The sequence below is a fragment of the Sphingomonas dokdonensis genome (assembly GCF_002197685.1).
GTDB classification, from domain to species: Bacteria; Pseudomonadota; Alphaproteobacteria; order Sphingomonadales; family Sphingomonadaceae; genus Sphingomonas; species Sphingomonas dokdonensis.
In genome coordinates this window covers 226,925-251,599 of sequence record NZ_NBBI01000003.1, presented here as the reverse complement: position 1 = coordinate 251,599, position 24,675 = coordinate 226,925, and the positions used below count along the sequence as shown (strand labels likewise).

The window sequence follows — 24,675 nt, the reverse complement described above, 5'->3', positions numbered from 1 at the left end:
TCAGGCGGCGAGCGCGACCGCGCCGGTGCCGCGCGCACGATCGCGGCCGGCCGCCTTGGCGGCGAAGAGCGCCTGGTCGGCCGTGCGATACAGCTGCTGCCATCCAGCCTCGTCGTAGATCGGCCCCGTCGCGATCCCCAGCGAGGCCGTGACATGACGGTCGGAGGGCATCCGCTCGGCACGGATCGCGTGCAGCACCAGTTCCACTGCGATCGGTGCATCGGCAAAGGCCAGCAGTGCGAATTCCTCGCCGCCGAGCCGGGCGACGAGCGCGTCGCTTTGTGCGCCGACACGGGCGAGCACGCGCGACACAAGGCGCAACACTTCGTCCCCGCCATCATGGCCGAGCGCCTGATTCACCGACTTGAAGTGATCCATGTCGACAAGCACCAGCTGGTGGTCGCCCGACCGGCCGATCGCCTCGCGGAGGAAGGCGCGGCGATTGAGCAGCCCGGTGAGGGGGTCATGATCGGCAAGCCAGCGAGCGGCATGCTCCTGTTCGCGCGCTTCGTCGCGCTCGCGGGCGAGCAGGCGAGTGCGATAGGCGATGGCAAGGCTCGACAGCAGCGCTTCGGCCGCCATGGCAGCAAGCGTCGAATTGTCGAGCAGGAAGCTCCAGGACAGAAGGCCGAAGTTGCCGGCGGTACGAATTGCGGCCAGCAGGATCGGCAGCGCCCAGGCGCAGGCGAACAGCCACAGGTAATCGCTCCGCCGCCGCCACGCCTGCCACAGCACCGGGATGCTGGTGAGCGTGAGCAGGAGAAAGCTGAACGCGTATAGGCGGTCGAGCAGCACCTTTTCCCATCCTGTGGCCAACGCCAGCAGGATGGCGCTGCCGAGAACCATCGCGATTACGAGGTTGGTGAGATGGTTCAGCCATCCGCTGAAGACGCGCGGCTCGAAAAAGGTGCGGGCAAAAGCGATCGCGCACGCGCCGGAAGCGGCCAGCGTCAGATAGTTGATCCGCAGACGGTAATTGTTCGGCAGATCGGGCCAGACCCAGGCTAGCGCGCCCGACGAAGAAAAAGCGTAGCCGCCGAGCGACAGCAGCATGGCACAATAGACGATCTGGAAGCTGTGCCGCTGCGCTGACCAAAGTGCGAGATTGTAGACGAACATGGCAAGGCAAAGCCCGGCAAAGCCGCCGTACGATGCTGCCATCGCCAGGTTCGACGTGGCGCTCTCCTGCGGCGACGCGAGTCGCGCGCCGACCAACACGCCGCGCACGTTCGCCGCGCCGTCGATGCGCCAGAGAAGCCGTGAAACGGGTGCAGCGCGCGTTGCCAGCGGCATCTCGACTATCGCGCCAAACTGGATCGTGCGGGCAAGCGCCTTGCCATCAAAGCTGCGCTTGGTGACTACGCCATCGGCGTACACCGTCCAGAGCGTTACCTGCTGTTGCCATAGGCTGGCCATGCGCAGCGACACCGGTCCTTGCGCGGAAAGCGGCTCCGAGCGCGCCCAGTAATCGCCCGAGCCGAAGCTTTTCTGATCGCTCGTGCAGTCGAACCGGTCGCGAGCGCGCAGCATCGCAGCGAGCGTATCCCCAGCTCTTACGGGCGCGATGCACACGGAAACGGGGCTGCCGACCACGCCGATGTCGGCTGAGGCAGACGGCGCCAGCGCCCATGGGGCGACGGCGCACGCCACCAGCCACATCAGACACTGTTTTACCCACCCCGGCATGACTCGGGTTTAAGCTAGCAGGGCAAAGAATACGTAAACGAAACGAAACGAAACGCCGTCATGGCGGACGGTGTTCGGGGCGGCAACGAGGCCGTCCCGAACAGACGCTCGTCAGTTGGTCGGGGTTTCGGCGGCCGTCTTAGTGGGGGCGACGCCGCCGGCCGGTGCGCCGGCGCCGCGATACCGATCGAACCAGGCGAGGATTGCGCTCGCCTTTGCCGCGGATTGCGACGGCCGACTGGTGAAGCCGCCGTGGCTGGCGCCCGGCACCTTCACCAGCGCGGTCGGCACGCCGGCGATCTGGAGCGCGGCATAATATTGCTCGCTCTCGCTGACGGGGGTGCGGTAATCCTCGCTGCCGACCACCACCAGTGTCGGCGTCTTGACGTTGCCGACGAGGCTCAGCGGCGAGCGGTTCCAATAGCTCATGGGATCTTCCCACGGCAGCTTGGTGAACCAGTAGCGCGAGGTGAACAGCGTGTTGTCCATCGTCAACGCTTCGCTGATCCAGTTGATCACCGGCTTTTGCGTCGCCGCTGCCTTGAACCGGTTGGTTTTGCCGACGATCCAGGAGGTGAGCACGCCGCCGCCCGAACCGCCGGTGACGAACAGGTTGTTCGGATCGGCGACGCCTTCGGCGATCGTGGCATCGACCGCCGCCATCAGGTCGTCGTAATCCTGGCTGGGATAGTTCTTGTCGATCAGATTGGCGAATTCGGCGCCATAGGAGGTGGAGCCGCGCGGGTTGGTCCACAACACCGCGTAGCCGCCAGCGGCGTAAAGCTGGACGTCGGTGGCGAACGTCGGGCCATAGGCGGAGTGCGGCCCACCGTGGATCTCCAAGATCAGCGGCACGCGCGTGCCCGGCTGCCAGCCCGGCGGGGTCGCCAGCCAAGCGTCGATCGGGCGACCGTCCGGCGCGGTGACGGCGACCTTGCGGACCGGGGCCAAGGTCTTGGACGCGGTGAGCACCTGGTTGAGGTTCGTCAACCGGCGCGCCTTGCCGCCGTTCCACACCCATACGTCCGCGGGCGCCGAGGCGTCACCGCCAGTGTAGGCGATGGTGCCGCCGCGCGAGATGGAGAAATCGCCGCCGGTATAGGGGCGATCGAGACCGCCACCCGTCAGATTGTCCGCCAGCACGGTCGAGCGGCCATCTAGGCCGATCCGCGCGATCTTGCGCTGCCCCTTGTCGTCATAGCTGGCGTAGAGCGCGCGGCCGTCATCCGCCCAAAGCGCGTCGTCGATCGAGCGATCGAGCGAGGCGGTGAGTGAGCGCGGATCGGCCGCGTCCGCTCCGGCGACGTAGAGCTCGGCATTGGTGTAGGCGCGGCGCTTGTCGTCGAAGCCGATCCAGGCGATTTTGCTGCCATCGCGCGAGAAGCGCGGTGCGCCATCGGGGCCGTCACGGCTGGTGAGCGTGCGCATCGCGCCGGTGTTTACGTCGACCGCAATGACCTCGGAGTTCATCACCTGCCGCTCGGCATCCGCGCCGCGAATCGCGGAGAACAGGATCGTGCGCCCATCCGCGCTCCATGACAGCGGGCCGCCATCGTCGAAATTGCCGAAGGTGAGCTGGCGCGCCGCGCCGCCGTCTGCCGCCGCGACGAACAGATGATCATAGCCGGGCTTGCGATAGCCGGGACCGTCGTTGCGATAGGTGATGCGGTCGATCACCTCGAGCGGTTCGGCCCATTTCGCGCCCTCGGGCTTTGCCGGCGCCTTGCCGAGCTTCGTCGCCTCGCCAGCGACCGTGGCGATATAGGCGAGGCGGGTGCCGTCGGGCGACCACGACAGGCTGTTGGGATCGCCGGGCAGGCTGGTGACGCGTGCGCTGGCGCCGGTATCGAGCCAGCGTACGAACAATTGCGCGCGATCGCCATCCGAGGCGACATAGGCGATGCGGCTGCCATCGGGCGACCAGCGCGGGCTGGAGCCATTGGCGGCGAAGGGCGACTGCTTGCCGCTCGCCACGTCGATCAACCACAAGGACGATTGCATCCGATCGGTCATGATATCGCCGGTGCGGCGAACATAGACGATGGTGCGGCCATCGGGGCTGATCTGCGGATCGGCAGCGATCGACAGGCCGAACAGGTCCGCGCCGGTGAAGGTGCGGCTTGGGCCCTGTGCCGGCGCAGCATTGGTTTGCTTCTGCTGCGCGGCGGCAGGAAGCGCGCCGGTGAGAAGTGCGGGGGCTGTGCAGGCGAGAAGGAAAGCGAGACGGCGCATTGGGTTACTCCGGCGTGATGGCGCGTATGAAGCGCGATCGGGCGCCGGGCGCAAGCGTTTCGCCGTATACCCTGCCTATGAGCGCGTTGCCGTGATCAGGTAATTGAGCGCGAGCGACTCCGACAGGCTGAAGCCGCTGGTCGGCGAAAAGGCGATCCCGCGTGTGTCGCGCACGGACAGGCCGGCGTCGGCCAGCATGGTGCCAAGCTCGTCGGGGGTGACGAACCGGTTCCAGTCGTGCGTGCCGCGCGGAATGCGCCCGGTTCCCTCCGCCAGGGTGATCATGGTGACCCGCGACAGTGGCGTGCGATTGGGGGTCGACATGATCAGCAGGCCGCCGTCGGCGAGCGCGCCGGCCAGCCCGGCGACGAACGCGACGGGATCGGCGACATGCTCGATCACCTCCAGACAGGTAACAAGATTGAAGCGCTCACCGGCGACCGCCTCCACACCGCCCTCGCGATAGTCGATCGCAAGGCCGCTCGTGGCGGCGTGGTCGCGCGCCACCGCGATGTTTTCGGGCGCGGCGTCGATCGCGGCAACGGCGGCGCCCAGCCGCTTCAGCGGCTCCGCCAGCAGCCCGGCGCCGCAACCGACATCGAGCGCGGTCTTGCCGGCGAGTGGGGTGAAGCTCTCGGGATCGAGATCGAAATGCCGGTCGGCCTGTTCGCGAATGTAGCGCAGGCGCACCGGATTGAGGCGGTGAAGCATCGCCGAGGAGCCGCGCGGATCCCACCAATCCTGCGCCATTGTGCCGAAATGCGCCGCCTCGCGCGCGACAATGCTGGCGTGCCCGCCGGCTGGAGCAGTTTCAGTTGTTACAGTTGCGTCGGCCATGGGCCACTCCTATCAGGCGCGCCTGTTTTCCCCAAGCACCGGAAAGTCTTCCCGTGGCCCGCATCGTCATGAAATTCGGCGGCACCTCGATGGCGGGGATCGAGCGTATTCGCTCGGTCGCAGGTCGGGTGAAACGCGAAGTGGCGGCGGGTAATGAGGTGGCGGTGGTCGTCTCCGCCATGGCGGGCGAAACCGATCGGCTGGTCAATTTCTGCCGGGAAGCGAGCGCGCTTTACGACGCACGCGAATATGACGTCGTCGTTTCCGCCGGCGAGCAGATCACCAGTGGCTTGCTGGCGATTGCACTGCAGGCGATCGGCGTGCCGGCGCGGTCGTGGCTGGGATGGCAGCTGCCGATCGCCACGTCGGACGCCTTTGCCAAGGCGCGTATCGAGACGATCGATGCCGAAGCGCTGCTCGCCAGCATGGGGGCAGGCGAAGTCGCGGTGATCCCCGGATTTCAGGGCGTGCATGAAAACCGCGTGACGACGTTGGGGCGCGGCGGATCCGACACGTCGGCGGTGGCGGTCGCGGCGGCGATCAAGGCCGATCGCTGCGACATCTACACTGACGTCGACGGCGTCTATACGACCGATCCCAGGATCGTGCCGCGCGCGCGCAAGCTCGCCAAGGTGACGTACGAGGAGATGCTGGAGCTCGCCAGTGTCGGCGCGAAGGTGCTGCAGACGCGGTCGGTGGGCCTCGCCATGAAGGAAAACGTCCGCGTCCAGGTGCTGTCGTCGTTCACCGGCGAGGATGCACCGATGGCGGATACATTGCCCGGCACGATGATCGTGGGCGAAGAGGAGGTAGAAGACGTGGAACGCCAGCTGATCACCGGCATCGCGCACGACAAGAACGAAGCAAAGATCACGCTGACTGCGGTGCCCGACAAGCCGGGTTCGGTTTCGGCGATCTTCGAGCCGCTCGCCGCGGCGAACATCAACGTCGACATGATCATCCAGAACATCGCGCACGGCTCGCGATCGACGGACGTCACGTTCACCGTGCCGGCAGCGGATCTGGCGCGATCGATCGAGACGCTGAACCAGGGCCGTGCGGCGATCGGCTTCGAGGAGCTGGTGCATGATACGCGCGTTGCGAAGATCAGCGTCGTCGGCGTCGGCATGCGCAGCCATGCGGGCGTGGCGAGCACGATGTTCTCGACGCTGGGTGCCCGCGGGATCAACATCCTCGCGATCTCGACCAGCGAGATCAAGGTCAGCGTGCTGATCAACGAGGACGAGACCGAATTGGCGGTGCGCGTGCTGCACACCGCGTATGGTCTGGACGCCGACGAAGCGGCCTGATCGGCGCGGTTTATCGCTCGTGGCCTGACGTCATTCGCCGATGAGGTGAAGCGCGACCTGTCGGCGGTGCGTGCTGCGGCGATGCTCGAACAGGAAGATGCCCTGCCACGTGCCGAGCGCCGGGCGGGCGTTTGCGACGGGGATCGACAGGCTAGTGGCGGTGAGCGCCGAGCGTAGGTGCGCGGGCATGTCGTCCGGCCCCTCGTCGTCATGCTCATAGTCGCGCGATTCGGGGGCGATACGCGCAAGGTAGCGCTCCATGTCGCGGCGCGCCGCGGGGGCGGCATTTTCCTGGATCAGCAAGGACGCCGAGGTATGGCGGATGAAGAGGGTGAGCAGGCCCTCGTTGATGCCGGTCGAGGCGACCCAATCGGCCACGTCGAGGGTGAATTCGTGCAGGCCCTGGCGGGGGGCGGTGACGATCAATTCGGTGGCGTGCTGCCGCATGTTTGTCTCCGCCGCGCGACCGGTGTAGCGGCGCGGTGATGAACGATACCACGACCAACCGTTCCGGTTCCGCCCGTCTCGCCCGCCGCATGGAGCGCGGCGCCGCATTCCTCGGCAGCGACGTGGCCATCATGGCCGGCGCGATGAGCTGGGTAAGCGAGCGCAACCTGGTTGCCGCCATGTCCAACGCCGGCGGTTTCGGCGTGATCGCGTGCGGCGCGATGACGGTCGCGCTGCTCGATGCCGAGATCGCGGCGACGAAGGCGTTGACCGACAAGCCGTTCGGCGTGAACCTGATCACCATGCACCCCGATCTGATGGCGCTCATCGAGGTCTGCGCGAAGCATCAGGTGGGCCATGTCGTGCTGGCGGGCGGGCTGCCGCCCAAGGGCTCGCTGGAGGCGATCAAGGCGAGCGGAGCCAAGGTCATCTGCTTCGCGCCGACGCTGGCGCTGGCCAAGAAGCTGATCCGCTCGGGCGTCGACGCGCTGGTGATCGAGGGGATGGAAGCGGGCGGGCATATCGGCCCGGTATCGACCAGTGTGCTGGCGCAGGAGATCCTGCCGGCGATCGCCAAGGACGTGCCGGTGTTCATCGCTGGCGGGATCGGGCGCGGCGAGGCGATTGCTGGCTATCTCGACATGGGCGCGGCGGGCGTCCAGCTCGGCACGCGTTTCGTCTGTGCTACGGAATCGATCGCGCATCCCAAGTTCAAGCAGGCATTCATCCGTGCCTCCGCGCGCGATGCGGTGGCGAGCGTGCAGATCGATCCGCGCCTGCCGGTGATTCCGGTGCGCGCCCTGAAGAATGCCGGCGGCGAACTCTTTACCGCCAAGCAGCGCGAAGTAGCGCAGTCGCTCGACGAGGGCGCGGTGGCGATGGCCGAGGCGCAGCTCGCGATCGAACATTATTGGGCGGGCGCCCTGCGCCGCGCGGTGATCGACGGCGATGTCGAGCATGGCAGCGTGATGGCGGGCCAATCGGTCGGCATGGTGACCAAGGAAGAGCCGCTGGCCGACATTATCGCATCGCTGATGACCGAGGCCGCGCAGGCACTGGAGCAGCGCGCGGCCTGAGCCGGCGGCGCGCCCTCCGCCAGCCGCGCACGCCAGGACTCAGCCGATCATCGGCGGGCCGAAGACGGACCAGCCGGTGCGGTGCGCGAGCATTTCCAGCGCGCGCACGCCGAGCATCGAATTGCCGTGCTGATCGAGATTGGGCGACCAGACCGAAATGGCGGCGGTTTCCGGCACCACGGCCAGAATGCCGCCGCCGACGCCGCTCTTTGCCGGCAGGCCGACGCGCAGCGCGAAATCGCCCGAACCGTCATAATGTCCGCAGGTCATCATGAGCGCGAGCAGCTTGCGCATCCGCGTGGCAACGGCATCCGCCGCCTTGTCGTCGGGATTGCGGCGGGTGTGCGCGAGAAAGAGCCCGGTGCGCGCCAGTCCTTCGCAATCGAGCATGATGGCGCATTGATTGACATAGGCCTCCATCACTTCGTCCAGCGAGGAGTGAAGGTTGCCGTGGTGACGCATGAAGCTCATCATCGCGCGGTTCAGATCGCCGCCCTCATGTTCGGAGGCGAGCACCTCGTCGTTCAGGTCGATGCTGGTGAGACCGGCGTGATGTTGGACGAACTCGACTACGGCGCCGGCCTGCGACTTGTCGTCGAGTTGCTCGACGAGGATGTCCACCACGGCCAGCGCGCCGGCATTGACGAACGGGTTGCGCGGGATGCCGCAGGTGCGCTCCAGATCGACGATCGAGTTGAACGGGTCGCCCGATGGCTCGCGCCCAACCCGCTTGAACACGTTGTCGCCGATCGCGCAGAGCGCCAACTCCAGCGCAAAAACCTTGGCGATGCTCTGTAGCGGAAAAGCCGTCCGGGCAGCGCCTGCCGAGATAATCTCGCCGCCGGTCAGCGCGACCGCGATGCCGAAGTCGCCCGGCGCGAGTCCTTCCTTCTTGGCGTCGGCGGCCCGCTCGATCTCGGCGGCATTCTCGCTGATTTCCTGCGCGATCTCGGCGATGATTCGGTGCAAGTCGTCGTTGGCGCGCGGCTGCGTCATGTCTGCTCCAGGATGGTTGCGAGGAGGGAAGAACGCGGCGGCGATGCATCGGGTGCCATGGCGCGGCCCGGCGGCGAAACGATATCCTTTACTCCGCCTTCACCAAATGTGCGGCACATAACCGCTGGAAGCACCGGGGGGAGATCGGAGCCGCCATGTTACGCGTATCGCAAGCCATCACCGCCATTGCCGCCATCGCCACTGTCGCGGGCTGCGCGTCGCGGCCTAAGGAGGTCGCGGTTGTCGCGCCGCCGGCTGTGCCGGCGCCCGTGCCGGTCTATGTCACCCCGCCGATCACGCCGATCAATCGCGGGCTGACCCAGGCAGCGACGGTGTGGCACATGCGCGTGGCGCTGAACGTTGCGGCGCTCGCCTGTCGGGGGGCGCAGGAGGCGGTGATCGTGCAGCGCTACAATGCGATGCTCGCCACGCATAAAACCACGCTGGCGGGCGCGGAAAGCCAGCTGGAAGCGCAGTTTCGCGCGGGCGGAGGCGATTGGCAGGATCGCTATGACGATGCCATGACCAAGCTCTACAATTTCTTCTCGCAGGCGCAGGCGCGCGAGGGATTCTGCACCGCGGCGGTTGCGACGCTGACCGAGGCGGAGCGGCTTCAGCCGGGCGAATTGCCGGCGTTTGCCAATGCCGTGCTGCCGACGCTGGACGCGCCCTTTGCCGAGATGCTGGCACCGCGGCCGGTGATTGCGCTGTCGTCTTCGCCGGTTGCCGTGCCGTTTGCGGGCGGGGTGCCGGCGGCCTCGGCGGTAGCGGCACCGGATACAAACCGGCCTGTTAGCGGCGCGCCTTCGGCCACCGCCGTGCGGGCGCCGGCCAGTATCCCGGCGGTGGGCACGCGGGCGCCGCGGATCGAGGTCGATCCCGCCGTTCTGCAAGACTGACCGGATCGCCCCGCCGGGGCTACCCGAGCCGCCGACGTTCGGTTAACAACGGCGAAATGGAGACCGGCCACGCCGACCAGCCCGCCCAAGGGCGCTTTGCCGGCGTGGAGCATCGGCTGCCGGTGCGCGTCTATTTCGAGGACACCGACCTTTCCGGCGTCGTCTATCACGCGAACTACCTTCGCTTCATGGAGCGCGCGCGATCGGACATGCTGCGGCTTGCCGGGGTCGACCAGCGCGCGGCGCATGAAGCGGGCGAGGGCGCCTATGCCGTCGCGAGCCTTGCCATCCGCTACATCGCGCCGGCGCGGCTGGACGATGCGCTGGTGGTCGCCACGCGGGTGACGGCGGTGCGCGCGGCGAGCGTTTCCATTCATCAAAGAGTCATGCGCGACACGCTTGTGCTGGCCGAGGCGGAGGTCGTGGCGGCGCTGGTGGCGCCGTCGGGGCGGCCGCGGCGGCAACCGCGCGACTGGATCGACCGTTTCGACGCTCTCGTCGACAAGGGGGATAAGAGGCCTTGAACCCGTTCTTGAATACCGACGCTGCCACTCTTTCGCCGGTTGCGCTGTTTCTGCAGGCGGACATCGTCGTGAAGCTGGTGATGTTCGGCCTGCTTGCGGCGAGCATCTGGACTTGGGCGATCATTTTCATGTTCTGGCGCAAGCTGGGCCGTACCCGGCGCGCGACCGAGGCGTTCGAACGCGATTTCTGGAAGGCGGATGATATCGACGCGTTCTACAAGACGCGCGCCGAAGAGGATCTGCCGAGCGCGCGCGTCTTTGCCGCCGGCGTCGCCGAATGGCGCCGCTCGACCCAAGGCGCGGCAATCGATCGCGGCGGCACGCGCGAGCGGCTGGCGACCACCATGGGTGCGGCAGTGGCGACCGAGATCGACCGGTTGTCCGACCGGCTGAACATCCTGGCGACGGTCGGCTCGGTGGCGCCGTTCGTCGGCCTGTTCGGCACGGTGTGGGGCATCATGCGCAGCTTCACGAGCATCGCCAGTCAGCAGAACACCAGCCTTGCCGTCGTCGCGCCGGGCATCGCGGAGGCGCTGTTCGCCACCGCCATCGGCCTGTTCGCGGCGATTCCGGCGGTGATCGCGTACAATCGCTTCAGCCATGGTATCAACCGGATCGAGGCGCGGCTGAACCGCTTCGCCGACGGGTTCCACGCGACCCTGTCGCGCCAGCTGGACCGCGAACGGTGAGCGGCGCGCGAGCGATAATCCGCGCCGCGCAGGAGGGCTGAGGCGTGGCGATGCAGCTTCCCTCGCAGCGGTCCGGCGGGCGCCGTGCGCCGATGGCGGAGATCAACGTGACGCCGCTGGTCGACGTGATGCTGGTGCTGCTCATCATCTTCATGGTGACGGCGCCGCTACTGACCGCGGGCGTGCCGGTGAACCTGCCCGACAGCCGCGCCAAGCCGCTGGATCAGGACAAGGAGCCGACCGAAATCTCGCTCGACGCCGATGGCCGCATCTTCATCGCCAAGGATGAGGTGCCCGAGGGCACGCTGGGCGAGCGGCTGGACGCGATCGCCGCGCAGGCCGGCGAGGGCGATCCGCCGCAGGTGTATCTGCGTGCCGACCGTGCGCTGGATTACGGGCGCGTGATGCGCGTGATGGGCGAGCTCAATCGTGCCGGGCTGAACCGCGTGGCGCTGGTGACGATCGGGGACGAGTGACCCGAATGGAGCGGTCGGAAAAGGTCGGGCTGGGCGTTGCGGTCGCAGGACATGTGGTCCTGTTCGGCCTGCTGTCGGTCGGCTTTCTTGCGACGCCGAACCCGGAAAAGTTCAAGCAGCAGCCGATCGACGTCAGCCTGGTAAAGGACGTGGGGCTGGAGGCGACCGCGCCGCAGGCGGTGGAGGAGCCGGCGCAGTCGGTGGCGCCCGAAACGGGCGAGCCCGACGATGCCGCGCCGCCTGCACCATCGGAGCCCGCGCCGTCGGAGCCCGCCCCCGCGCCGGAGCCTGCGCCCGCGCAGGCGCAGCCTGAACCCAAACCGGCACCGCCCGAGCCAGCGCCCAAGGCCGCCCCTAAGCCAAAGCCCGCGCCCAAGAAGCCGGCGCCAGCGCCCAAGCCGGTGGAAAAGCCTGAACCCAAGCCGAAGCCCCGGCCGAACCCGGCGGCCGAGCGCGAGGCTGCCAAAAAGGCCGAGGCGGCAAAGGCTGCGGCGGCGAAGCGCGCGGCGGATGCCGCCAAGGCGAAAGCGGCGGCGGAGGCGAAGGCCAAAGCGGCGGCCGATGCCAAAGCGAAGGCGGCGGCGGATGCCAAGGCAAAGGCTGCGGCCGACGCCAAGGCGAAAGCAGATGCCAAGGCGAAGGCGGACGCGGCGGCCAAGGCGCGGGGCAGCGGATCGGACAGCAATTCCAAGAGCGCCAAGCCGCGCGGCGGGCGGCTGGGCGACGATTTCCTGAAGGGGCTGACCGCGGAGAAATCGGCGAGCAAGAGCCAGACACCGCGCGCGGCGAAGATCGACGGCGCGGCGCTCGCCTCGATCGTGCAGGCGATCGCGCGGCAGATCCAGCCGTGTGCCGATCGCCAGGTCGATCCCGGCCCGGGCGCGAACGAGATCGTAACGACGCTGAACCTCCGTCTGAACGAGAATGGAACGCTGGCGGCGACGCCGACGATGGTGCGCCAGACGGGCGTCAACGCGCAGAACGAACGCTATGCGCAGCGCGTCAGGGATCTGGGGATCGCGGCGTTCAAGGGCTGTTCGCCGCTGAAGCTGCCGGCGGAATATTACGACACCCCCAATGGCGGGTGGAACAACATCAACTTCAAGTGGAAGCTGCGCTGATCGGTGGTGGTGTTCCCGGTGGATGGATCATCGAGATTTCGTTGCCGGGATCGCGGCCGCTACATGCGACGTTCATCTCGCCCCATGGAAGTGGCGGAACGATGCATTGCCGCGGCGCCGGCTCCCCGTCCGAGTGAGAGGAAGACGATGAAACGCTTTGCCCTGTTGGCCCCGCTTCTGCTCGCCGCGCCGGTGATCGCGCAGGACGTGCCGCCCACGCCGCTGGTGGTGCCCGGCCAGGCCGCGCAGGCGGCGCCTGGCCAGCCTGGGCCCGCCGCGGCGACGCAGACCGCCGGCGGCCCGCTGGAGGTCGACGTGACGGGCGGCATCTCCGCGCCGATGCCGATCGCCATTCCGTTCATGCCAGCAGCCGCGATCGCGCAGACGCCGGCGGGGTCGACCGATGCGCTCGGCCGGCAGCTGGCCGAGATCGTGACCAACGACCTGCGCAATTCGGGGCTGTTCACCCCGCTGCAGCCCGCGCAGCTGCGCACGGTGATGTTTCCCGAGGTGCAGGCGCCGGCGTTCTCCTACTGGGGCGGCATGGGCGCGCAGGCGCTGGTGCAGGGTTATATCCGCGCCAACGGCGATGGGACGCTGACGGTCGGCTGCTATCTGTTCGACGTGTCGGCGCAGACCGAGCTGATCCGGCAAGGCTTCGTGGTGCCGCCGTCCGACTGGCGGCGTGCGGCGCATAAATGCGCCGACATGGTCTATACCCGCCTGACCGGCGAGGGGCCGTATTTCGACAGCCGGGTCGTGTACGTGTCCGAGACCGGGCCGAAGAACAACCGCATCAAGCGCCTGTCGATCATGGACCAGGACGGCGCCAACCACCGCTTCCTGACCAACGGCCAGTCGATCGTGCTGACGCCGCGCTTTTCGCCCAACCAGCAGTCGATCGTGTACATGAGCTATGTTGGGCGCGTGCCGGCGATCTATGTCTATGAGATCGGCAGCGGGCGGCAGCGGATGGTGGTGCAGAATGTCGCCACGACCTTTGCCCCGCGCTTCTCGCCCGATGGGCGCTGGATCCTTTTTTCCATGGCGACGGGCGGCAACACCGACCTCTATCGCGTGCCGGCGAGTGGCGGCACGCCGCAGAAGCTGACCAATTCGCCGGGAATCGACACCGGCGGCAGCTATTCGCCCGATGGCAGCCGCATCGTGTTCGAGAGCGACCGCTCGGGCGGGCAGCAACTGTACGTGATGAACGCCGACGGATCGAACCAGCAGCGCATCAGCTTCGGCGGCGGGCGCTATGGCACGCCGGCGTGGAGCCCGCGCGGCGACATGATCGCCTTTACCCGCATGTCGGGCGGGTTCCGGATCGGCGTGATGAGCCCGAACGGTGGCGGTGAGAAGATCCTGACCAACGGCTGGCACGACGAGGGCCCGTCCTGGGCGCCCAACGGCCGCGTGCTGATGTTCTATCGGTCGGCACAGGGGCGCAGCGGCAAGGCCGATCTGTGGTCGGTCGACCTGACCGGCGTGAACGAGCGCCGCGTGCCGACGCCGCTGGATGGCTCGGACCCGTCATGGGGTCCGATTCGTCCGTGAAGCTGTTATGACGGCAGCAGAGCTATGGAAAATGGGAGAAAACGAATGGCGAGACTGACCACCACGATCCTGCTCGCAACCGCGCTGGTGACCACCGCGGCCTGCTCCAAGAAGCGGCCCGAAGTACTGCCGCCGGCCCCGGGCGAGGCGCCCGCCGACACCAGCGGCGGCTACGCCGGTGGCGGGGCGACGACCGGCGCGGTGACGCCGGGCTCGTCGGAGGATTTCAAGCGTTCGGTGACGAGCGACACGGTGAACTTCGGCCTCGACCAATATGACATCGATCCGACCGCGCGCGAGATCCTGGACAGCCAGGTGGTGTGGCTGCAGCGTTATCCCAACGTGCGGGTGACGGTGGAGGGCCATGCCGACGAGCGTGGCACGCGCGAGTACAATCTCGCGCTGGGCGATCGCCGCGCCAATGCGGCGAAGAACTATCTGGTGGCGCGCGGCGTCTCGCCGTCGCGGATCACCACGATCAGCTATGGCAAGGAACGGCCGATCGCGCTGGGCTCGGATGAAGAGAGCTGGGCACGCAACCGTCGCGCGGTGACGGTGGTGCTGAACTGATGTGAGCCGGGGCCGCGGCGCTGGTTAGGCGCGGCGGTTCGGGATAGTGAGACGGGCGGGGCGGCGCGATGCTGCCGCGCCCGTTTTCGTGTCGGCGGTCGGAAGCCCGGATCAGGCGCCGGTCGCTGCGCCGTTCAACTGGCGCGCTTCCTCGACCAGCAGCACGGGTACGCCGTCTCGGATCGGATAGGCGAGGCCGGCGGCGGGGGAGATCAGCTCGCCGGCGGCTTCGTCCAGGGTCAGCGGCGTGCGGGTGGCGGGGCACACCAGGCGTTCGAGCAGCCAGGGGTCGATGGTCATTGCAGCGTCACGCGATCGTCGCCGTCGTGGCGGCCGAAGAACTGCATCAGTTGCACGATCAGCTCGGCGCGATCGGCGATGCCGGCGGCCTCGAGCAGCGCCTGTTTGGCGGCGACGTCGAAGGGCGCGATCTGCGCGATCCCGTTGACAAGGCTCTGGTCGTCGAGCCGCGAAACGGCCTCCCAATCGACGGCATAGCCCTGTTGCTCGGCGAAGCGGCGTGCCTCCATCTCCAGCGAGGCGCGCGAACCGAGCGACAGCGTTTCGGCCTCGGGGGCGGGGAGGAGCTCGGCCTCGACCTGGCGGAACAGCGTGGAAACGTCGAGCTCGCGGATCACGCGGAACAGCGACAGGCCCTCCAGGACGAGGTTCGAGCGGCCGTCGTCGGTCATCTCGATCTCGGCGATGCGCCCGACGCAGCCGATGTCGTAGAGCGCGGGCTTGTCGCCGGCGCCCGCCTCCATGAGGCGCGGCTGCACCATGCCGATGCGCCGGTCGCGCGCCATCGCGTCGGACACCATCGCCCGGTAGCGCGGCTCAAAGATGTGCAGCGGCAGGTGCATGCCCGGGAAGAGGAGCGCGCCGGGCAGGGGAAAGATCGAAAGCCGGGTCATCCGAACAGGATGGCGGACAGCCGCCGGCGCTGCGCCGACACCCAGGGATCTTCCAGGCCGACCACCTCGAACAGCTTCAGGAGCTGTTGCCGGGCGGCGCCCTCGTTCCAGTCGCGGTCCTGCGCGGTGATGGCGAGGAAGCCGTCGGCGGCCGCATCGCGGTTGCCCGCCGCCATCTGTGCGTTGGCGAGGTCGAGGCGGGCCTGAAGATCGTCCGGATTGGCGGCGACCGCGGCCTCAAGCGGGGCAAGGTCGCCAACCTGCGGGGCGGACTGCGCCAGTGCCAGCGCCGAGCGCGCGCGCTCGATGTCGGGGCGGGTTGCCACCTCCTCGGGTAGCGCGGCGAGCGCGGCTTCGGCCTCCTCGTGCGCGCCGGCGGCGACCAGCGCGCGGATGCGGCCGGAAAGCACGGCGGGGTGATCGGGCGCCATCTCGAACAGTTGATCGAAGATCGACAGCGCGCGCTCGATGTCACCTTCGCCCAGCACCTGCTCGCCCATCGCGATCAGCGGCTCGAGCTCGGCCTCCTGCGACTGTGCCTCGCCCTCGATCGGCAGCTGGCGCAGCAGCTGGTCAATCGTGGTGCGCAGCTGCGATTCGGTGCGTGCATTGGTGAGATCGGCGACGAGCTGGCCCTGGAACATCGCATAGACGGTCGGGATCGAGCGGATCTGGAATTGCGATGCGATGAACTGGTTCTTGTCGGTATCGACCTTGGCCAGCACGACGCCCTTGTCGGCATAAGCGGCGGCGACCTTTTCCAGCACCGGGGCCAGCGCCTTGCACGGGCCGCACCATTCCGCCCAAAAATCGATAATGACGAGCTTCGTCATCGACGGCTCGACCACGTCCGTGCGGAAGGCCTGAACGGCTTCCTTTTCCGCGGCACTCATTCCCAACGTCGCCAAAGGTCGCTCCCGATTAGTCGTTCGCCCCCTTATGTGGGGACGGGCCGGGGGAAGCAAACCCCCGGCCCGCCCGATAATCTAGCGACGCGCTACGCGATCAGAAGGCGGCCGATAGGCTGAACACCACGGTGGAGCCGGCGATCGAGCTGCCGTTCTTGGTCGAGGAGAAGTTCGGCTGCAGATAGGCGCTGTCCCGCTTCGAGATATTCGTGTCGACATAGGCCACCGAGAGGGTGAGCGGCGTGCTGGGGACGGCGAAATCGGCGCCGACCAGCCAGTCCATATATTCGCCGGTCGGCGCGGGGCTGGTGCCGTTGGGGCCGAGGCCCGGATTACCCTTCGAGAAGCCGACATGGCCCTTCAGCGTCAGCGGCGTGCTGGGAATGCCGACATTGCCGTCGGTCCAGATGTACAGATTGTCGTTCTTCTTGCCCGGGCGGGTCGGGATGCCGGTGGCATAATCGGCGCCGCCATCATACCATTCGCCGATCGCCTCCTGCTTGGGCGCATAGGCAACGCCGACGAGCAGATTGGCCGGGCCGAGCGCGCCCGATACCTTCACGTACGGCTCGGCAAAGTCGGTCTTGGAGAGGCCGCCCGGATACATGTACCAGGTGAGGCCGGCATCGACCGTCACGCCGGGCGAGACCTCCGTGCTGTAGCCGGCGAACAGGTCGAGCTCCATGTTGGAGCCGCCGAACGTGCCCCAGCCGGCAAGATTGCTGGCCCAGGTGCCGACATACAGGCCGCTTTCGTGCGTCACGGTGACGCCGCCCTGGATGGCGCCTTCCTTGTCGGTCTGCGAAACGCCGCGAAGGCGATAGTCGGAGGCGAGCGTGACGCTGCCGCTGACGGTGATCGGCTTGGGCGGCTCTTCCTGCGCAGCGGCAGGAACCGCGATGGCGGCCAGAAGCGCGGCGGGAACGTATTTCAGTATCGTCATGGAACCTCCTGTTGGCAGAGGCTCCTCCTGCTTCCGATCCGCCCGCGCTCCTCCTCCCCCCCGAGGGAGCGGTCGCGGGCTGGCCGGACGTGCTTACGCTATCGCAGCAAATCGAATGTTATATTGCTGAATTGCGTCAAAGTGTGTCTGTCATCACGGTTTATGCGGCGAGTGTGGCGATACGGCCACGCTGACCGCGCAGCTCTACCGGATTGCCGGCGGCCTTGCGACGCTGAAACCAGTCGCGCAGCAGCTCGGCGGTGGTGTGATCCACCGCATCGAGCTTCGACACGTCGAGTCGGACCGGCGCGTTCGACGGCACGCGATCAAGCGTCGCGGAGAGCTTGGGCAGGGTAACGAAGGTCGCCGCGCCGTCGAGCGCAATGGCATGCGCCTCGCCGTCGCGCTGTTCGCTGACCTTCAGCTTCAGGCGGCGAAGGTTCGGGATCAGCTCCAGCATGGTGAGCGCGATGCCGGTGAGCACGCCGGTCAGCAGGTCGGTCGCGACGACCATGAACAGCGTGATGGCCCAGATCGCGACCGGCAAGATACCGTAATCCTTGAACAAATGCTTGGCATGCTTGAGGCTGACGAGCCGCCAGCCGGTGACGACCAGCACGGCGCCGAGCGCGGCCATCGGGATGGCGCGCAGCAGCCAGGGCAGCAACGCGACGAAGCCGAGGATCCAGATGCCGTGGAGAATGGCGGAGGCGCGGGTGATGGCGCCGGCCTGGACGTTGGCCGAGCTGCGCACGATCACGCCGGTCATCGGCAGCGAGCCGGCAAAGCCGCACAGCAGGTTGCCGATGCCCTGCGCACGCAGTTCCTTGTTGTAATCGGTGCGCACGCCATCGTGCATCTTGTCCACCGCGGCGGCGGACAGGAGCGTTTCGGCCGAGGCGATAAAGGCGATGGCGACGGCCGCGGTGAGGATCGCGGGATCGCCGAAGCGCGACAGGAAGCCGCTTTCGGGCGGCGCGATCGCCGCGACGATCGATTCGGGCACGACGACCTTTGCGACGTCCAGGCCGAAGACGAGCGTCAACATCGTGGCCGCAACCACGCCAACCAGCGCGCCGGGCAGCAGGCGAAGCGCCTGCGGGCGAAACTTTTCCCAGCCGACCATCGCGCCGATGGTGACGAGCGCGAGCATGAAGGCGATCTCGGTCGCCTGGATATCAGTCGACAGGCCGAGCAGGCGACCGGGCATGGCGGCGAGATTTTCCGGGCCGGACGAGAGCGGGCGCTCGTCGAACAGGACGTGGAACTGGCCGACGACGATCAGCACGCCGATGCCGGCGAGCATGCCGTGCACCACCGCCGGGCTGATCGCGCGGAACCACCCGCCCAGACGAAAAATGCCGGCCACGACCTGGATCGCGCCGGCGAGAATGAGGATCGGGCCAAGCGCCGATAGGCCCTGATCGCGTACGAGCTCAAAGACGATAACCGCGAGACCGGCGGCGGGGCCGGAAACCTGCAGCGGCGAGCCGGCGAGCATGCCGACGACAATGCCGCCGATGATGCCGGTGATCAGTCCCTTTTCCGGCGCCACGCCCGATGCGACCGCGATGCCCATGCACAGCGGCATCGCGACGAGGAACACGACGATGGAGGCGGTGAGATCCCGCCCCAGGAACTTGACCGAGGGGATCGAGACGCCGGGGCGCTCTGCCGCTGCTTGGGTCATTATTCAGCTGCCTCTTGGGTGAGGAAATCGGCCGCGAGCCGCTTTTCGGCAGGCAGTGCGACGGGGAGCGGGCGATCGCCGCCGACCGATTCGAAGCGGCCGGTCTGGCCGTTCAGTGCGAGCATCTGGCCGTTGTGGATATCCACGAACCAGCCGTGCAGCGCGATCTCGCCGCGCGCGACGCCGGCCGCGACCGACGGGTGCGTGCGCAGGTGGGCAAGCTGTGCGACCACGTTTTCAAGGCTGATCGCGCGGATGCGCTCGCTGTCCTCCAGCTCGCTGTAGCTGCTATCGACCACCTGGCGGGCCGCCGAGCCGTGACGCAGCCAGCCTGCGACGTTGGGCATGCTTTCCAGCGTCTTGGGATCCGCCGCGAGGCCCTTCATGGCGCCGCAATCGGAGTGACCGCACACGATGATGTCGCGAATGCCGAGCACCATCACGGCATATTCCACCGTGGCGGTGACGCCGCCGTTCTGCGTGGCATAGGGGGGGACGATGTTGCCGGCGTTGCGGCAGACGAACAGGTCGCCGGGCTGCGCCTGCATGATCTGTTCGGGCACGATGCGCGAATCAGCACAGCTGATCATCAGCGCCTTGGGCTCCTGGCCGAAGTTTGCGAGCTTCGAGTACAGCGCGCGGCTGTCCTCATAGACGGTCTTTTCGAAATTGAAGACGCGGCCGATCAGTTCGTTCACGAAGGCTGCTCCTTAAAACTAAAGAACCAACCTAGAGACCGCGCCTTTCCGCCGCGCAGCGGCCCCGTTACGTTTTGTGTCCGGGCAGCGCCCATTGCGTGATGGGCAGAACAATGGTGGCGACCAGGCCGCCACCGGCGTGATTGGAGAGGCTGAGCGTGCCGCCTTCCGCCTTGATCGCCTGAACCGCGATCGGCAGCCCCAGACCGAACCCGATGGTATCGCGGCCGCGGGCCGGATCGAGCCGAACGAACGGCTCGAGGATGTGCACCAGCTCCTCATCCGGAACGCCCGGGCCCTTGTCGCAGACCCGCAGCGTGACGATGCCGTCGCCGGGGATCAGCTCCACCGTGACGCTCTGACCATATTTGATGGCGTTATCGATGAGGTTGGTGAGCGCGCGCTTGATCGCCAGGCGGCGCAGGCGCAACTCGAAATGGTCGGGGCCGGCGTAGCTTGCGTCATGGCCGCTGTCGGTCGCGTCATCGACCAGCGTGGCGCACAGCACGGCAAGATCGACCGCGCTGGGGCGTTCGGGATCGTTATCGCCGCTCAGGAAGGCGAGCAGCGAGGCGATCATCGCCTCCATCTCCGCAATGTCGCCGCCGATCGCGTCGCGCGTGTCGGCGCTGCCGATCGCCTCCGTGCGCAGCCGCAGGCGCGCGAGCGGCGTGCGCAGATCGTGGCCGACGGCGGCGAGCGCCTCCGTGCGCGCCTCGATCAGCGCGCCGATGCGATCCTGCATCCGGTTGAACGCAGCCACGAGGCGGCGCACCTCGCGCGGGCCATCCTCCGGCACCGCGCCCACCGTATCGTGCCCCACACGGTCCGCCGCCTCCGCCAGACGGCGGAGCGGAAACAGCGCGCGGCGCAGCATGAGGCCGCCCAGCACCATCAGCGCGATGGCGGGCACCAGGCCGAGCAGGATGCGTTCAAAGGCGAAATCCAGTTTGGCGACGGCGTTCAGCGTGCGGAAGTGGAGCCAGCTGCCGTCGCGCAGGCGCAGCGCGCCGCGCACCTTGGAACTGCGGCCGGGCGAGATGAGCCGCAACCGCACGTCGCCCGTCCTGAGGCTCGGCTCCCATTCCACGATCTGGCGGCGCATGGGATCGAGCGCCGGCTCCACCGCCGGCGTCATGCCGGCCGCGCCGTCCCATTGCACCTCGTAGCGATCGGTCGTCAGCTCCAGCGCGAGCGCGGGGCGCTGCGCCGGTGCGCGATCCTCCAGCAGGCGGCGGCTGATGACGAGATGCTCGGCGAGGCGGCGTGCCTCGTCGTCGCGCACGGAGAATTCGCTCGCCCGCTCGTAGAGCAGCGTCGAGACGCCGAATTCGATGACCATGGTGAGCAGCAGGATCGCGACGACCTGCCCGAGCAGGCCGACCGACGGGAGAAAGCGCCTCAACTGCGCTCCACGGGCACGTTCAGCATGTAGCCGACGCCGCGCACGGTGACGATCGGCGCCTGTTCGCCGGCGCTCGACAGCTTGCGGCGCAGGCGGCTGACCAGCACGTCGATCGAGCGATCCGAACTGTCGCCGAGCCTAGTTCGCGACAGCTCGATCAGCCGCTCGCGCGCGATGACGCGCTGCGCGTGATCGGCCAGCGCGACCAGCAGGTCGAACTCCGCGCCGGTGAGATCGACCGACGCGCCGGTCGGCGAGGTCAGCTCGCGGCGCGGCAGGTTCACCGTCCAGCCTTCGAACCTGAGAAGGCCCTGGTCGCCCTCGCCCGAGCGGCGATCGAGCGCCGGGCGGCGCAGCACGGCGCGCACGCGGGCGACCAGCTCGCGCACGCCGAAGGGCTTGGCGATATAATCGTCGGCGCCGAGCTCCAGCCCGACGACGCGATCGGTTTCGCTCGACCGCGCGGAGATGAAGATGATCGGCACGTCGCTTTTCTGGCGCAGCGACCGGCACAGATCGATCCCGCTGGTGCCGGGCAGCATGATGTCCAGCAGCACCAGATCGACCGGGCCGGCATCGAGCGCGAGCCACATTTCCGGCGCGGCGGAGGCGGGGCGCACGTTGAAGCCGTTTTCCTGCAACGCCCGGGTGGTGAGGGTGCGAAGCGCTGGATCGTCCTCGACGAGCAAGATGGTAGGTGCGGTCATGCGGAAGCGCAGGTAGGCGGGAAGGGCCGGTTCGGTCAATCTTTCTACAAGAATGTTGTAAAGGGGGTTGCGGCCCTCAAAACCCGCTGCTAGTGGCCGCGCCTCACCCAGCCCGGAAGCAACCGGGACTGACGCCAGAGCGGGCGTAGCTCAGGGGTAGAGCACAACCTTGCCAAGGTTGGGGTCGAGGGTTCGAATCCCTTCGCCCGCTCCAGTCGCTGCCGAGAAAGGCAGCCTTTCTTGCGAAACAGCAGCGACTGCCGCCACCGGCCCGATGGGCCGGCAAGGACGCGGCTTTGCCACCCTGCTACAGCCGGGCACATGACCAACACAGCGATTCGCGTCGGCATCGGCGGGTGGACCTTCGAGCCGTGGCGCGGCAGCTTCTATCCCGCCAAATGGCCGATCAAGCGCGAGCTGGAATATGCCAGCCGGCACCTGACCGCGATCGAGGTGAACGGCACCTATTACAGCGGGTTCAAGCCGGCGACCTTTGCCGGGTGGCGCGAGACGGCGCCGGACGGCTTCGTCTTCGCACTGAAGGCGTCGCGTTTCTGCGCCAATCGCAAGGTGCTGGCGGAGGCGGGCGAATCCGTCGCGAAGTTCGTCGGGCAGGGGATCGTGGAGCTTGGCGACAAGCTGGGGCCGATCCTGTGGCAGTTCATGGCGACGAAGAAGTTCGACGAGGCGGATTTCCGCGCGTTTCTGGCGCTGCTGCCGCGCGAGAAGGATGGCGTCGCGCTGCGCCATGCGGTGCAGGTGCGGCACGAGAGCTTCGCCGTGCCGGCATTCGTGGAGATGTGCCGCGCGGCGGGGGTGGCGATCGTCTATGGCGCGTCGGCGGAATACCCTGCGATCGCCGACGTAACGGGCGATTTCGTCTATGCGCGGTTGGAGACGGCGGTGGAGGAGGAGGCGCTGGGCTATCCGCCGGCGGCGCTGGATCGCTGGGCTGCGGCGGCGCGGACCTGGGCGGGCGGCGGGGCGCCCGAGGGGCTGCCCTATGTGGTCGAGGCGAAGCCGGAGACGAAGCCGCGCGATACGTTCGTGTTCTTCATTGCCGGCGCGAAGGAGCGCAATCCGCACGCGGCGATGGCGTTGATCGAGCGGGTGGCGGGGTGAGAGGTAAGCTGGCTAGCTTCGCCAACTCGCTGAGAATCGGATTGAGAGGACGCCCGCTCGCCTATCTGGAAAGCTAATGTACAAACATGGAGCAGCACGGGCCTTGGTGCTGGCGATTTCGGTTGCCGTTCTTATTGCTGCGTCGTTTGTTGTTCTCGGCACGCGACCGCAGGGCATCATTAGCTATTACCGTGACACGCTAACCACGCCAGCATTCATCGCCTGGCTCCTTGGTCTGACTGTAGCTACGCTCTCCCCACCTTCCTTAGCCATTGGCAGTTGGTTCTGCTCGCGTGGTAGAACTTACGGATGGGTGTTTCACGTCCTTCTTTGGCCCGTCAGCTACGCGATTGTACGCGGTGCTATCGCGATAATGGTGATGAGTGCCGGAGAGCCAGACAGTGAAGGGTTGACCGGGTGGGCTAGCGATCCGGCAGTGATGCTGATGCTGCTATGTCCCCTAGCGTATTTCGTCACTCTCGCCTTTGTTAATTTGTGGCGTCGTAAGGCACCAGCAATCGGCGACTGAACAGCAAGCGCCGAATGGCGGATCTTGCGAGCGCCTTCGTCTTACCGATCAGCCGGCGTCGTGCCTGCCCTCAGACCATCTGCCCCTGCAACAGGCGGGGGAGCGCGCCGCTTTCGCCGCGGGCTTCGGCCATGAAGCGATCCTTCAGGGGCGGGACGGCGTTGACGGCGGAGATGCCCAGCCGGCGCACGGCGCTGGCGGTGCGGCCGGGGATGCTGAACAGGCGGTTGAGCCCGTCGGTCGCGCCCGCCACCAGCATCGTGTCGAGACTGCGCCAGCGGCGATAGCGATCGAGCAGTTGCGCGTCGCCCGCCTCCAGCCCCAAGCGGCGGCCGTCGACCAGCACCTCGACCAAGGCGGCGACGTCGCGGAAGCCGAGGTTCAGGCCCTGGCCGGCGATCGGGTGAATGCCGTGCGCGGCGTCGCCGACCAGCGCGAGCCGCTCGGCGGTGATCGAGGCGGCGTGGTGGAAGCCGAGCGGGTAGCTCGAGCGCGGGCTGGCGTTGGATAGTTTGCCAAGGAACCCGCCCATGCGCTTTTCCGCCTGCGCCAGGAACGCGCGATCGGACAGTTTCAGCATGCCCGGCCCGTCCGCCTGCTTCACCGACCAGACGATCGCGCAACGGTGCCCGTCGGCGTCGTCGACCAGCGGCAGTAGCGCAAAGGGGCCGGTCGGATAGAAGATCTCGAAGGCGTTATTCTCGTGCGAGATTTCGTGGTGGAAGGCGCCGATGATCGCGGCGTGATCGTAGCGCCAATTGGCGGTGGTGATGCCGGCCGCGGCGCGCGTGGGCGAATTGCGCCCTTCCGCCGCGACGAGGAGCGAGGCGGTGACTTCGCTGCCGTCGCTGAGCCGGGCGCGGACGCCGGTGGCGGATCGCTCCACCTCGGTCGTGCGGGTGAGCGGGCGGAAATCGACATTGCTCTCGGCCATCGTCTCGGCCAACGCGCGGCGCAGCGCGCGATTTTCGTACATGGTGCCGAGCGCGTCATCGTCGGCGTCGGGGATGAAATCGAGCGCGCCCGGCTCCAGTCCGTCGCTGACGCGGATCTGGCGGATGGCGCAACCTTGCCCCGCGAGCCGGTCGATCACGCCGATCGCCGAGAGCATGCGATGGCTGGCGCTGGCGATGGCCGAGGCGCGGCCGTCGAAGCCGGCGGACAAGGTAACGGCAGGGTCGGCAGGATCGACCACGATCGTCGAGAGGCCATGGCGATCGAGCGCGATCGCCAGTGTCGCGCCGACCAGGCCGCCGCCAAGGATGAGTACGTCCGCGTGCTGCATGTGCCTGGCCCTATCTGTCTCGTCGCGCGGCGGCTAGCTGACCCTTGGGGC

The 24,675-nt window shown here is 67.5% G+C and carries 25 protein-coding genes and 1 tRNA gene; 12 read left to right on the top strand and 14 right to left on the bottom strand.

All coding sequences use genetic code 11. The features are described from left to right. From SPDO_RS09630 to ubiG, 3 genes are all read right to left on the bottom strand, one after another. Complete coding sequence (locus SPDO_RS09630; protein ID WP_245829352.1) at positions 1-1,659, bottom strand: GGDEF domain-containing protein; 1,659 nt, start codon at positions 1,657-1,659, stop codon at positions 1-3. A 138-nt stretch (positions 1,660-1,797) separates the two neighbouring features. Next, complete coding sequence (locus SPDO_RS09625) at positions 1,798-3,918, bottom strand: S9 family peptidase (protein ID WP_088367264.1); 2,121 nt, start codon at positions 3,916-3,918, stop codon at positions 1,798-1,800. A gap of 75 nt (positions 3,919-3,993) precedes the next feature. After that, complete coding sequence (ubiG, locus tag SPDO_RS09620; protein WP_088367263.1) at positions 3,994-4,755, bottom strand: bifunctional 2-polyprenyl-6-hydroxyphenol methylase/3-demethylubiquinol 3-O-methyltransferase UbiG; 762 nt, start codon at positions 4,753-4,755, stop codon at positions 3,994-3,996. A gap of 53 nt (positions 4,756-4,808) precedes the next feature. Here ubiG and SPDO_RS09615 point away from each other — a divergent pair, with 53 nt between their 5' ends. Further along, a complete protein-coding gene (locus tag SPDO_RS09615) occupies positions 4,809-6,065 on the top strand; it encodes an aspartate kinase (RefSeq protein WP_088367262.1) in 1,257 nt (418 codons plus the stop codon). Positions 6,066-6,095: 30 nt separating this feature from the next. Here SPDO_RS09615 and SPDO_RS09610 read toward each other — a convergent pair whose 3' ends face one another. Next, positions 6,096-6,512 carry a secondary thiamine-phosphate synthase enzyme YjbQ gene (locus tag SPDO_RS09610; protein WP_088367261.1) on the bottom strand — a complete coding sequence of 139 codons (417 nt, stop codon included), beginning with the start codon at positions 6,510-6,512 and terminating at the stop codon, positions 6,096-6,098. Between the two features lie 38 nt (positions 6,513-6,550). Between SPDO_RS09610 and SPDO_RS09605 the strand changes: the two genes are divergently transcribed. After that, positions 6,551-7,588, top strand: a complete 1,038-nt coding sequence (locus SPDO_RS09605) for an NAD(P)H-dependent flavin oxidoreductase (RefSeq protein ID WP_211280037.1) — start codon at positions 6,551-6,553, stop codon at positions 7,586-7,588. 39 nt (positions 7,589-7,627) lie between these two features. On the opposite strand, the gene glsA is transcribed toward SPDO_RS09605, so the two are convergent. After that, positions 7,628-8,584 (bottom strand): glutaminase A, encoded by a 957-nt coding sequence (glsA, locus tag SPDO_RS09600; protein ID WP_088367260.1) that lies wholly within the window; start codon positions 8,582-8,584, stop codon positions 7,628-7,630. Between the two features lie 155 nt (positions 8,585-8,739). Between glsA and SPDO_RS09595 the strand changes: the two genes are divergently transcribed. From SPDO_RS09595 to pal, 7 genes are all read left to right on the top strand, one after another. Next, positions 8,740-9,483: a hypothetical protein gene (locus tag SPDO_RS09595; RefSeq protein WP_088367259.1), complete on the top strand. Its 744-nt coding sequence runs from the start codon at positions 8,740-8,742 to the stop codon at positions 9,481-9,483. A 56-nt stretch (positions 9,484-9,539) separates the two neighbouring features. Then, entirely contained in the window at positions 9,540-10,007 is a 468-nt protein-coding gene (gene ybgC, locus SPDO_RS09590) for a tol-pal system-associated acyl-CoA thioesterase (protein ID WP_088367258.1), read from the top strand. Next, on the top strand, positions 10,004-10,696 hold the full coding sequence (tolQ, locus tag SPDO_RS09585; RefSeq protein WP_088367257.1) for a protein TolQ: 693 nt from the start codon (positions 10,004-10,006) through the stop codon (positions 10,694-10,696). The genes ybgC and tolQ overlap by 4 nt, the downstream gene beginning before the upstream one ends. Positions 10,697-10,746: 50 nt before the next feature. Further along, on the top strand, positions 10,747-11,172 hold the full coding sequence (gene tolR, locus SPDO_RS09580; RefSeq protein WP_245829394.1) for a protein TolR: 426 nt from the start codon (positions 10,747-10,749) through the stop codon (positions 11,170-11,172). A gap of 5 nt (positions 11,173-11,177) precedes the next feature. Continuing rightward, on the top strand, positions 11,178-12,293 hold the full coding sequence (gene tolA, locus SPDO_RS09575; protein WP_088367255.1) for a cell envelope integrity protein TolA: 1,116 nt from the start codon (positions 11,178-11,180) through the stop codon (positions 12,291-12,293). Positions 12,294-12,440: 147 nt separating this feature from the next. Further along, entirely contained in the window at positions 12,441-13,853 is a 1,413-nt protein-coding gene (tolB, locus tag SPDO_RS09570; RefSeq protein WP_088367254.1) for a Tol-Pal system beta propeller repeat protein TolB, read from the top strand. 45 nt (positions 13,854-13,898) lie between these two features. Beyond that, on the top strand, positions 13,899-14,423 hold the full coding sequence (gene pal / locus SPDO_RS09565) for a peptidoglycan-associated lipoprotein Pal (protein ID WP_088367253.1): 525 nt from the start codon (positions 13,899-13,901) through the stop codon (positions 14,421-14,423). Positions 14,424-14,534: 111 nt separating this feature from the next. On the opposite strand, the gene SPDO_RS09560 is transcribed toward pal, so the two are convergent. The 8 genes from SPDO_RS09560 to SPDO_RS09525 form a co-directional block, all read right to left on the bottom strand. Then, positions 14,535-14,723, bottom strand: coding sequence for a Trm112 family protein (locus tag SPDO_RS09560; RefSeq protein ID WP_088367252.1), 189 nt, complete (start codon positions 14,721-14,723; stop codon positions 14,535-14,537). Further along, positions 14,720-15,337 (bottom strand): LON peptidase substrate-binding domain-containing protein, encoded by a 618-nt coding sequence (locus SPDO_RS09555; RefSeq protein ID WP_088367251.1) that lies wholly within the window; start codon positions 15,335-15,337, stop codon positions 14,720-14,722. The genes SPDO_RS09560 and SPDO_RS09555 overlap by 4 nt, the downstream gene beginning before the upstream one ends. Further along, the gene (locus SPDO_RS09550; RefSeq protein WP_088367250.1) at positions 15,334-16,230 is read right to left on the bottom strand and encodes a tetratricopeptide repeat protein; all 897 of its coding nucleotides are present in this window, start codon (positions 16,228-16,230) and stop codon (positions 15,334-15,336) included. Before SPDO_RS09550 ends, SPDO_RS09555 begins: the two co-directional genes overlap by 4 nt. 112 nt (positions 16,231-16,342) lie before the next feature. Further along, entirely contained in the window at positions 16,343-17,188 is an 846-nt protein-coding gene (locus tag SPDO_RS09545) for a TorF family putative porin (RefSeq protein WP_088367249.1), read from the bottom strand. A gap of 160 nt (positions 17,189-17,348) precedes the next feature. Next, positions 17,349-18,878, bottom strand: coding sequence for a SulP family inorganic anion transporter (locus SPDO_RS09540; protein ID WP_088367248.1), 1,530 nt, complete (start codon positions 18,876-18,878; stop codon positions 17,349-17,351). After that, positions 18,878-19,576 (bottom strand): carbonic anhydrase, encoded by a 699-nt coding sequence (locus SPDO_RS09535; protein ID WP_088367247.1) that lies wholly within the window; start codon positions 19,574-19,576, stop codon positions 18,878-18,880. The genes SPDO_RS09540 and SPDO_RS09535 overlap by 1 nt, the downstream gene beginning before the upstream one ends. 67 nt (positions 19,577-19,643) lie before the next feature. After that, positions 19,644-20,981, bottom strand: coding sequence for an ATP-binding protein (locus SPDO_RS09530; protein WP_088367246.1), 1,338 nt, complete (start codon positions 20,979-20,981; stop codon positions 19,644-19,646). Then, complete coding sequence (locus tag SPDO_RS09525; RefSeq protein ID WP_088367481.1) at positions 20,978-21,688, bottom strand: response regulator transcription factor; 711 nt, start codon at positions 21,686-21,688, stop codon at positions 20,978-20,980. Before SPDO_RS09525 ends, SPDO_RS09530 begins: the two co-directional genes overlap by 4 nt. 139 nt (positions 21,689-21,827) lie before the next feature. Here SPDO_RS09525 and SPDO_RS09520 point away from each other — a divergent pair. The 3 genes from SPDO_RS09520 (at position 21,828) to SPDO_RS09510 (ending at position 23,339) form a co-directional block, all read left to right on the top strand. Then, positions 21,828-21,902: transfer RNA gene (locus SPDO_RS09520), tRNA-Gly, on the top strand. Between the two features lie 107 nt (positions 21,903-22,009). Continuing rightward, positions 22,010-22,810 carry a DUF72 domain-containing protein gene (locus tag SPDO_RS09515; protein WP_088367245.1) on the top strand — a complete coding sequence of 267 codons (801 nt, stop codon included), beginning with the start codon at positions 22,010-22,012 and terminating at the stop codon, positions 22,808-22,810. Between the two features lie 76 nt (positions 22,811-22,886). Next, a complete protein-coding gene (locus SPDO_RS09510) occupies positions 22,887-23,339 on the top strand; it encodes a hypothetical protein (RefSeq protein ID WP_088367244.1) in 453 nt (150 codons plus the stop codon). A 70-nt stretch (positions 23,340-23,409) separates the two neighbouring features. On the opposite strand, the gene SPDO_RS09505 is transcribed toward SPDO_RS09510, so the two are convergent. Next, positions 23,410-24,624: a UbiH/UbiF/VisC/COQ6 family ubiquinone biosynthesis hydroxylase gene (locus tag SPDO_RS09505; RefSeq protein WP_088367243.1), complete on the bottom strand. Its 1,215-nt coding sequence runs from the start codon at positions 24,622-24,624 to the stop codon at positions 23,410-23,412. Between the last annotated feature and the right edge of the window lie 51 nt (positions 24,625-24,675).

What these genes read in the sequence shown, in the direction of transcription:
- SPDO_RS09630 (WP_245829352.1), bottom strand. Translation starts at nt 1,659, where the DNA reads ATGTGGCTGGTGGCGTGCGCCGTCGCCCCATGGGCGCTGGCGCCGTCT.
- SPDO_RS09625 (WP_088367264.1), bottom strand. Translation starts at nt 3,918, where the DNA reads ATGCGCCGTCTCGCTTTCCTTCTCGCCTGCACAGCCCCCGCACTTCTC.
- ubiG (WP_088367263.1), bottom strand. Translation starts at nt 4,755, where the DNA reads ATGGCCGACGCAACTGTAACAACTGAAACTGCTCCAGCCGGCGGGCAC.
- SPDO_RS09610 (WP_088367261.1), bottom strand. Translation starts at nt 6,512, where the DNA reads ATGCGGCAGCACGCCACCGAATTGATCGTCACCGCCCCCCGCCAGGGC.
- SPDO_RS09605 (WP_211280037.1), top strand. Translation starts at nt 6,551, where the DNA reads ATGAACGATACCACGACCAACCGTTCCGGTTCCGCCCGTCTCGCCCGC.
- glsA (WP_088367260.1), bottom strand. Translation starts at nt 8,584, where the DNA reads ATGACGCAGCCGCGCGCCAACGACGACTTGCACCGAATCATCGCCGAG.
- SPDO_RS09595 (WP_088367259.1), top strand. Translation starts at nt 8,740, where the DNA reads ATGTTACGCGTATCGCAAGCCATCACCGCCATTGCCGCCATCGCCACT.
- ybgC (WP_088367258.1), top strand. Translation starts at nt 9,540, where the DNA reads ATGGAGACCGGCCACGCCGACCAGCCCGCCCAAGGGCGCTTTGCCGGC.
- tolR (WP_245829394.1), top strand. Translation starts at nt 10,747, where the DNA reads ATGCAGCTTCCCTCGCAGCGGTCCGGCGGGCGCCGTGCGCCGATGGCG.
- tolA (WP_088367255.1), top strand. Translation starts at nt 11,178, where the DNA reads ATGGAGCGGTCGGAAAAGGTCGGGCTGGGCGTTGCGGTCGCAGGACAT.
- tolB (WP_088367254.1), top strand. Translation starts at nt 12,441, where the DNA reads ATGAAACGCTTTGCCCTGTTGGCCCCGCTTCTGCTCGCCGCGCCGGTG.
- pal (WP_088367253.1), top strand. Translation starts at nt 13,899, where the DNA reads ATGGCGAGACTGACCACCACGATCCTGCTCGCAACCGCGCTGGTGACC.
- SPDO_RS09560 (WP_088367252.1), bottom strand. Translation starts at nt 14,723, where the DNA reads ATGACCATCGACCCCTGGCTGCTCGAACGCCTGGTGTGCCCCGCCACC.
- SPDO_RS09555 (WP_088367251.1), bottom strand. Translation starts at nt 15,337, where the DNA reads ATGACCCGGCTTTCGATCTTTCCCCTGCCCGGCGCGCTCCTCTTCCCG.
- SPDO_RS09550 (WP_088367250.1), bottom strand. Translation starts at nt 16,230, where the DNA reads ATGAGTGCCGCGGAAAAGGAAGCCGTTCAGGCCTTCCGCACGGACGTG.
- SPDO_RS09545 (WP_088367249.1), bottom strand. Translation starts at nt 17,188, where the DNA reads ATGACGATACTGAAATACGTTCCCGCCGCGCTTCTGGCCGCCATCGCG.
- SPDO_RS09540 (WP_088367248.1), bottom strand. Translation starts at nt 18,878, where the DNA reads ATGACCCAAGCAGCGGCAGAGCGCCCCGGCGTCTCGATCCCCTCGGTC.
- SPDO_RS09525 (WP_088367481.1), bottom strand. Translation starts at nt 21,688, where the DNA reads ATGACCGCACCTACCATCTTGCTCGTCGAGGACGATCCAGCGCTTCGC.
- SPDO_RS09515 (WP_088367245.1), top strand. Translation starts at nt 22,010, where the DNA reads ATGACCAACACAGCGATTCGCGTCGGCATCGGCGGGTGGACCTTCGAG.
- SPDO_RS09510 (WP_088367244.1), top strand. Translation starts at nt 22,887, where the DNA reads ATGTACAAACATGGAGCAGCACGGGCCTTGGTGCTGGCGATTTCGGTT.
- SPDO_RS09505 (WP_088367243.1), bottom strand. Translation starts at nt 24,624, where the DNA reads ATGCAGCACGCGGACGTACTCATCCTTGGCGGCGGCCTGGTCGGCGCG.